The sequence below is a fragment of the Bradyrhizobium sp. genome, assembly GCF_052389815.1.
Lineage (GTDB): Bacteria > Pseudomonadota > Alphaproteobacteria > Rhizobiales > Xanthobacteraceae > Bradyrhizobium.
Genome location: NZ_JBQTHN010000101.1, coordinates 26,165 through 32,180 on the forward strand (window position 1 = coordinate 26,165; position 6,016 = coordinate 32,180).

The 6,016-nt window shown below is 65.6% G+C and carries 6 protein-coding genes; 3 read left to right on the plus strand and 3 right to left on the minus strand.

The window, feature by feature from the left end; translation table 11 throughout:
* The first annotated feature begins 6 nt into the window (after nucleotides 1-6).
* Nucleotides 7-807: an enoyl-CoA hydratase/isomerase family protein gene (locus tag ACT4OC_RS18085; RefSeq protein WP_444840388.1), complete on the plus strand. Its 801-nt coding sequence runs from the start codon at nucleotides 7-9 to the stop codon at nucleotides 805-807.
* A gap of 181 nt (nucleotides 808-988) precedes the next feature.
* On the opposite strand, the gene ACT4OC_RS18090 is transcribed toward ACT4OC_RS18085, so the two are convergent.
* The 3 genes from ACT4OC_RS18090 to ACT4OC_RS18100 all read right to left on the minus strand — a co-directional run bounded on the left by ACT4OC_RS18090 (nucleotide 989) and on the right by ACT4OC_RS18100 (nucleotide 3,379).
* Nucleotides 989-1,750 carry a hypothetical protein gene (locus tag ACT4OC_RS18090; protein ID WP_444840389.1) on the minus strand — a complete coding sequence of 254 codons (762 nt, stop codon included), beginning with the start codon at nucleotides 1,748-1,750 and terminating at the stop codon, nucleotides 989-991.
* 2 nt (nucleotides 1,751-1,752) lie between these two features.
* Nucleotides 1,753-2,544, minus strand: a complete 792-nt coding sequence (locus tag ACT4OC_RS18095; protein WP_444840390.1) for an enoyl-CoA hydratase — start codon at nucleotides 2,542-2,544, stop codon at nucleotides 1,753-1,755.
* 421 nt (nucleotides 2,545-2,965) lie between these two features.
* On the minus strand, nucleotides 2,966-3,379 hold the full coding sequence (locus tag ACT4OC_RS18100; RefSeq protein WP_444840391.1) for a VOC family protein: 414 nt from the start codon (nucleotides 3,377-3,379) through the stop codon (nucleotides 2,966-2,968).
* Here ACT4OC_RS18100 and ACT4OC_RS18105 point away from each other — a divergent pair.
* Both ACT4OC_RS18105 and ACT4OC_RS18110 read left to right on the plus strand, forming a co-directional pair.
* Nucleotides 3,363-4,223 carry a thermonuclease family protein gene (locus ACT4OC_RS18105; RefSeq protein WP_444840392.1) on the plus strand — a complete coding sequence of 287 codons (861 nt, stop codon included), beginning with the start codon at nucleotides 3,363-3,365 and terminating at the stop codon, nucleotides 4,221-4,223. The genes ACT4OC_RS18100 and ACT4OC_RS18105 overlap by 17 nt on opposite strands.
* A 97-nt stretch (nucleotides 4,224-4,320) precedes the next feature.
* Complete coding sequence (locus ACT4OC_RS18110; protein WP_444840393.1) at nucleotides 4,321-5,790, plus strand: M48 family metalloprotease; 1,470 nt, start codon at nucleotides 4,321-4,323, stop codon at nucleotides 5,788-5,790.
* Nucleotides 5,791-6,016: the final 226 nt, after the last annotated feature.

Sequence of the window (6,016 nt, forward strand, 5' to 3'; positions counted from 1 at the left end):
AACGCTATGAGCAAATACACCGATATCGGCGTCGAGAAGCATGGGCATGTCGGCCTGATCGAAATCAGGAAGCCGCCGCTGAATTTCTTCGACGTCGCTCTGATCAACCAGATCGCGGATGCACTGGAAGAGTTCGACAAGGACATTGAGATTCGCAGCTCAGTGATTGCGGCGCAAGGCAAGGCGTTCTGCGCCGGCGCAGACTTCTCCGACCCAAAGCGACAGGAACAGGAAGCGAGCGCCCAGCGCGATCCGGCGGCGAACCTGCCGATCAACCATCTCTATGTGCAAGCGGTGCGCATCTTCCGCAACAAGAAGCCGATCGTCGCCGCCGTGCATGGCGCGGCCATCGGCGGCGGGCTGGGTCTCGCCGTCTCCGCGGATTTCCGTGTCACCTGCCCTGAAGCGCGCTTTGCGGCGAACTTCACCAAGCTCGGCTTCCATCCCGGCTTTGGTCTCACCACCACGCTCCCCGAGCTGGTCGGCAGGAACAACGCGGAGCTGATCTTCTACACCAGCCGCCGCGTCACCGGCGAGGAAGCCACCCGGATGGGCCTTGCCAATGCCTGCGTGCCGCAGAACCAGGTCCGCGCCGAGGCGATGAAGCTCGCGCAGGAAATCGCCGAATGCTCCCCGCTCGGCCTGATCTCCACCCGCGCCACGATGCGCGCCGGTCTCGCCGACCGCGTACTCGCCGCCACCAACCACGAGCTGGCCGAGCAGACCAAGCTCCGCGCGACGGAAGATTTCAAGGAAGGCGTGAAGGCGACCGCCGAGCGCCGCGTGGCAAATTTCAAGGGGCGCTAGGGCTAGAAGCGAGTAAGCGCCGCTCTTTCAGCTAGCTAGTCGCCCCGGCGAAGGCCGGGGCCCTTAAACACGAATGCCAGTTGGTGAGAAAGCGGTCTGCCCGCGTGCCCATTACTCGGGCTGCGGCGTATGGGTCCCGGCCCCCCGTGCGCAATTGCGCACTAGGCCGGGACGACACCGTTTACGCGGCAAGGCTGAACTTCACCCCGCACAGATCGAACGCATCGCCCGACACCTTGCAGCCCTTCGCCCGCGCCGCCTCGCGCACTTTGGCGACATCGGCGACGCGGAACGACAGCCCCGTCATCAGATCGACCGACCCCTGGACGAAGCGGAACATCGCATTCGGCAGTTTCAGCGCCGGACCGTTTGCATCCTTCGTCACGGCCACGCCGACGATCTTACCCCAATGCTCCGCGAGCCCCTGCGGATCGGGACCCTGCATCTCTACCTCGGTCAACGCCAGCGTTGTATCCTTGCAGATGAACTTCTGCCAGTCCGGCCCGGCCGGCGGATAGGCGCCGAGTACGTCATCGCTGCCGTCGGTGTGATTGAACTCGATGAAGGCGGCGCGGCAGTCGCGCGGGTGCAGCTGCACGCCGTGATAGGGCGCGTGCGTGATGACGTTCGCCGTGCGCACGCCTATCGCATTGGCTTTCGCGCCGCGCGCGTCCGGGTCCTCGCAGCAGAAGATCGCCATGTAGCCGCCGCGGTTTCCGGTCTTGTCGAGGAAGCGCCCCGCCGCGGTGCCTGGCTGCGTCGGCGCCACCACTTCCAGCAAGATGGTGTCGACCGGCAGCAGCGCATTCTCAAGCCCATACTTGGCGACGTTGCCGTCACGGTAACAAACGCTCAGCCCCATGATGGCGCCGATGTCAGAGATCACCGGCTCCAGATGCGGCGACACGAGGCATATCTGTCGCAGGCGCATATACTCAGCCATCGTCAGGCTCCCTGGAAGACCGGCTTGCGCTTTTCGACAAAGGCTTCTGCCGCCTCCTTGTGGTCGGCGGTGTCGCCGGCGCGCGTATGATGGATCGCCTCGCCGTCGAAACAGGCTTCCAGCGACAGGCTCTCGGCATTGTTGATGTTGCGCTTGATGAAGCCGAGCGCGATCGACGGCCCTTGCGCCAGCGACATCGCAAGCTCCCGCGCGGCTTCCTCAACTTCCGCATCCGGCACCACTTTGGTGACCATGCCGAGATTGAACGCTTCCTGCGCGGTCAGGACCGGCGACAGCAGATAGAGCTCGCGCGCCTTGGCGCTGCCGAGCAGCTGGGTGAGGAAATAGGTGCCGCCGTAATCGCCGGAGAATCCGACCTTGGCGAACGCGGTCGTGATCTTGCAGGACGCGCTCGCGACCCTGAGGTCGCAGGACAGCGCGATCGACAGGCCTGCGCCAGCCGCCGCGCCATCGAGCTGCGCCACCACCGGCTTCGGCATCTGGTGCAGGATGCGCGAGACCTCCATGCCCTTGCGCAAATTGGCAAGCTTGGCCTCGAACGGCAGCGGCGCGCGCCCCTCCGCCATCGACTTGACGTCGCCACCGACGCAGAAGGTGCCGCCCGCGCCCTTGATCAGCACCGCGCGCACCTCGTGATCCTCGGCCGCGCGCCGCGCCGCCTCGACGAGGCCGCGCGTCATGTCCGGGTTGAGCGCGTTGCGGCGCTCCGGCCGGTTCATGGTGATGGTGAGCAGGCCGCGGTCGAGATGTTGGAGGACGATGTCGTTGCTCATGGCGGTGTGGCTTCCGTTGCTGCGTGTTCCAGTCGCGTTAATGTCGCGATCTTGCCGCATGGCCAAATTGCCAGCAAGACGCGCCCCCGCGCATGCCGCCATGCGCGCGAGCTGCCAATTCCGCTTAGCGGAATGGGTTGGATTCGGTGGCTTTCATCCTTCGAGACGCGGCTAACGCCGCTCCTTCAGGATGAGGTCTAGCTTCGCATTCGCCGCCAGAATTGTAGGGTGGGCAAAGCGACTTGTCCGCCGTAGCTCGAAGAGCGAAGGCGGAAGCGTGCCCACCTTTCTTGCACCGGAGCTAGCGAAGGTGGGCACGGCGCAAGTGCGCCTTTGCCCACCCTACGATTCCGCACCCTCACGGTGAGGAGCGCGGCAATGCCGCGCGTCTCGAACCATGAAGGCCCGCGCGCTGCAATCGTCAAGCGAGCAGCCCCTTCCCGGGCACGTGGTTGATCTCGAGCCTGATGCCGTCGGGATCTTCGAACAGCATCGAGTAATAGCCGGGTGCATACTGATCCTCGCGCGGCGCGCGGACGATCTTTGTGCCGATCGAGGTGAGGAAGCCGTGCAGCTCGTCGACATCGGCGCGCTCGCGGGCGCGGAAGCAGAGGTGATGCAGCCCGATGCGGTTCTGGTCGAAGGCGGCGCCCGCGTGATCCGGCGACGGTGCGCGGATCGCCACCGCGGTGCGGCCGCCGACGCAATAATAGACGCCGTCGGAATCGATCATCGGCTTCAATCCGAGAAACGGCAGCAGCTTTGAATAGAAGTCGCGCGAACGCTCGAAGTTCGCCGCGGTCAGAAAGATGTGCGCGATGCCGTTGATCTCCATCGTCTCCCCCTTCGATGCAATTTCGGATAGCTTGGCGCCGATGTCGCCAGCATACAGGAACCGTCTGGACCTCGTGCGAATCCGAACCGTCTTCCTCGCAGTGCTGGCATGCGCGCCGGCAACGTCCGCCGCAAACGCCGCGAGCGCGGCGCCCTGCTCGTTCGAGGCGCAGGGCGAAGGCCGCGTCGCCACCGTGATCGATGCGCGCAGCTTTCGCCTCGCCGACGGCCGCGAAATAAAACTTGCCGGCATCGAAGCTGTTTCGACCGAGGCGGCGAAGCGCGCCGCTGCGCTGACGGCGATCGTCGGCGGCCGCGATGTCACGCTGCGCGCGGAAGACGACGCGCCGGATCGCTACGGCCGCCAGACCGCCTTCGTCTTCGTCGCGGGCGAGCAGAATTCGGTGCAGGCCGCGTTACTCTCGCGGGGCGAGGCATTCGCCGCCGCCGACATCGCCGACAAGGATTGTTCCGCAGCGCTGCTGGCCGCCGAATCGGCCGGCCGTGCAGCCAAAATGGGCATCTGGGCCTCGGCCACGGCCACAAAAAACGCGGAAAGTGCCGGCGATATCTTGGCCGGGAATGGGCGCTTTATGCTGGTGGAAGGCAGGGTTCTGTCAGTCCGGCAATCCGGGGCAACGACTTACCTGAACTTCGGCCGCAACTGGACAAGGGATTTCGCTGTGACTATTTCACGGCGCGTGATACCGTCTCTCGAGGCGGCCGGCATGGCGCCTAAGTCCCTCGAGAATCGACGGATTCGGGTTCGCGGCTTCATCGAAGCGCGGACTGGTCCCCGAATTGAATTGCTGCGGGCAGAGCAGCTGGAACTGCTTGGGAACTAGACAGGGCTTGATGCCACACGGCTGTGCCGGTCTTGCCGACCGGATCATGCCCAAAATGAGAAGAGCGACTGCGGTGAAGGGGATCGCGGAACGGCAAATGAGACGGGGAGGCCGCCGCCTTTGGGCAGCGCCGGCGCTCGTCTGCGCCGCCGTCGGCCTGTCCGCCTGCGGCGACATTTCCCGCTTCCAGGCCCCGGGACCTTCGCTTTCCGGCGCGCCCGCCAAGCCGAATCGCAACGTGGCGCAGACGCCGGCGTCCGAGCGCGAGCATGAGCGCATCCTCGCCTCCTATGGCGGCGTCTATGACGATCCCAAGCTCGAAGCGCTGATCGGCAAGACGGTCGATCGCCTCGTCGCCGCCTCCGACCGTCCCGAGCAGGCCTATCGCGTCACCATCCTCAATTCCGGCGCGGTCAACGCTTTCGCGCTGCCGACTGGACAGCTCTATGTCACGCGCGGCCTCGTTGCGCTGGCGAGCGACACCTCCGAGCTTTCTTCGGTGCTTTCGCACGAGATGGCGCATGTGCTGGCAAGGCACGCGGCGATCCGCGAGGACCAGGCCCGCCAGGCCGCCGTGGTGACGCGCGTCGTCACCGACATGGGCAACGATCCCGACCTCACCGCGCTGGCGCTCGCCAAGACCAAGCTGACGATGGCGAGCTTCTCGCGGGCGCAGGAATTCCAGGCCGACGGCATCGGCGTCGGCATCTCCGCCCGCGCGCAGTTCGATCCCTATGGCGCCGCGCGCTTCCTGAGCGCGATGGAACGCAATGCCGCGCTGAAGGCCGGCAAGACCTCGCTCGATCCGCGCGCGCAGGATTTCCTGTCGTCGCATCCGGCCACCCCCGAGCGCGTGCAGAACGCGCGGGCCAGCGCCCGGCAATACTCATCGCCCCAGAGCGGCGAGCGCGACCGCGAGACGTATCTGGCCGCCATCGACAACATCGTCTATGGCGAGGACCCCAGCGAAGGCTTCGTCCGCGGCCGCCGCTTCCTGCATCCGAAGCTCGGTTTTACCTTCGCCGCGCCCGACACTTTCACGCTCGACAACACCGCGCAGGCGGTGATCGGCGTGCGCGAGGGCGGCACGCAGGCGATGCGCTTCGACGTGGTGCGGGTGTCCGCCGACCAGTCGCTCTCCGCCTATCTCAATTCCGGCTGGATGGAGAACGTCGACAAGAGCTCGACGGAGGAATTGACCGTCAACGGTTTCCCCGCCGCCGCCGCGATCGCCACCGGCGACCAGTGGCATTTCAAGGTCTATGTCCTGCGCTTCGGCGCCGACGTCTACCGCTTCATCTTCGCCTCGCGGCAGAAATCCACCGAGAGCGAGCGCAACGCGCGCGAGACCGTCAACTCCTTCCGCCGCCTGACGCTGGAAGAGGTCCAGGCCGCCCGCCCCCTGCGCATCAAGATCATCACCGTGCAGCCCGGCGACACCGTGGAATCGCTCGCCCACCGCATGAGCGGCGTCGACCGCCCGGCGGAACGCTTCCGCATCCTCAACGGCCTGGAGGCCAACGCGCAGGTCAAGGTGCGCGACAAGGTGAAGATCGTGGTGGACTGACGCGCGAAAGATTCCCCCGGGCGCACTTGGCGCGAACCCGGGATATCGTTCGGCGATCTCACTTTCGGATACCTATCTTCGTAGCAACTATCAAGTTGGACGCGGATGAGCGCGCCCCGACCTGCTTCAATCCGTGACGCCGCGCGCAGACGTCGTCAAGGATGGCCGTCGCGCATTGCTCAACGCAGGCTCCGCGGCTTCCAGGCCACTCCTTGACGACGGCAAG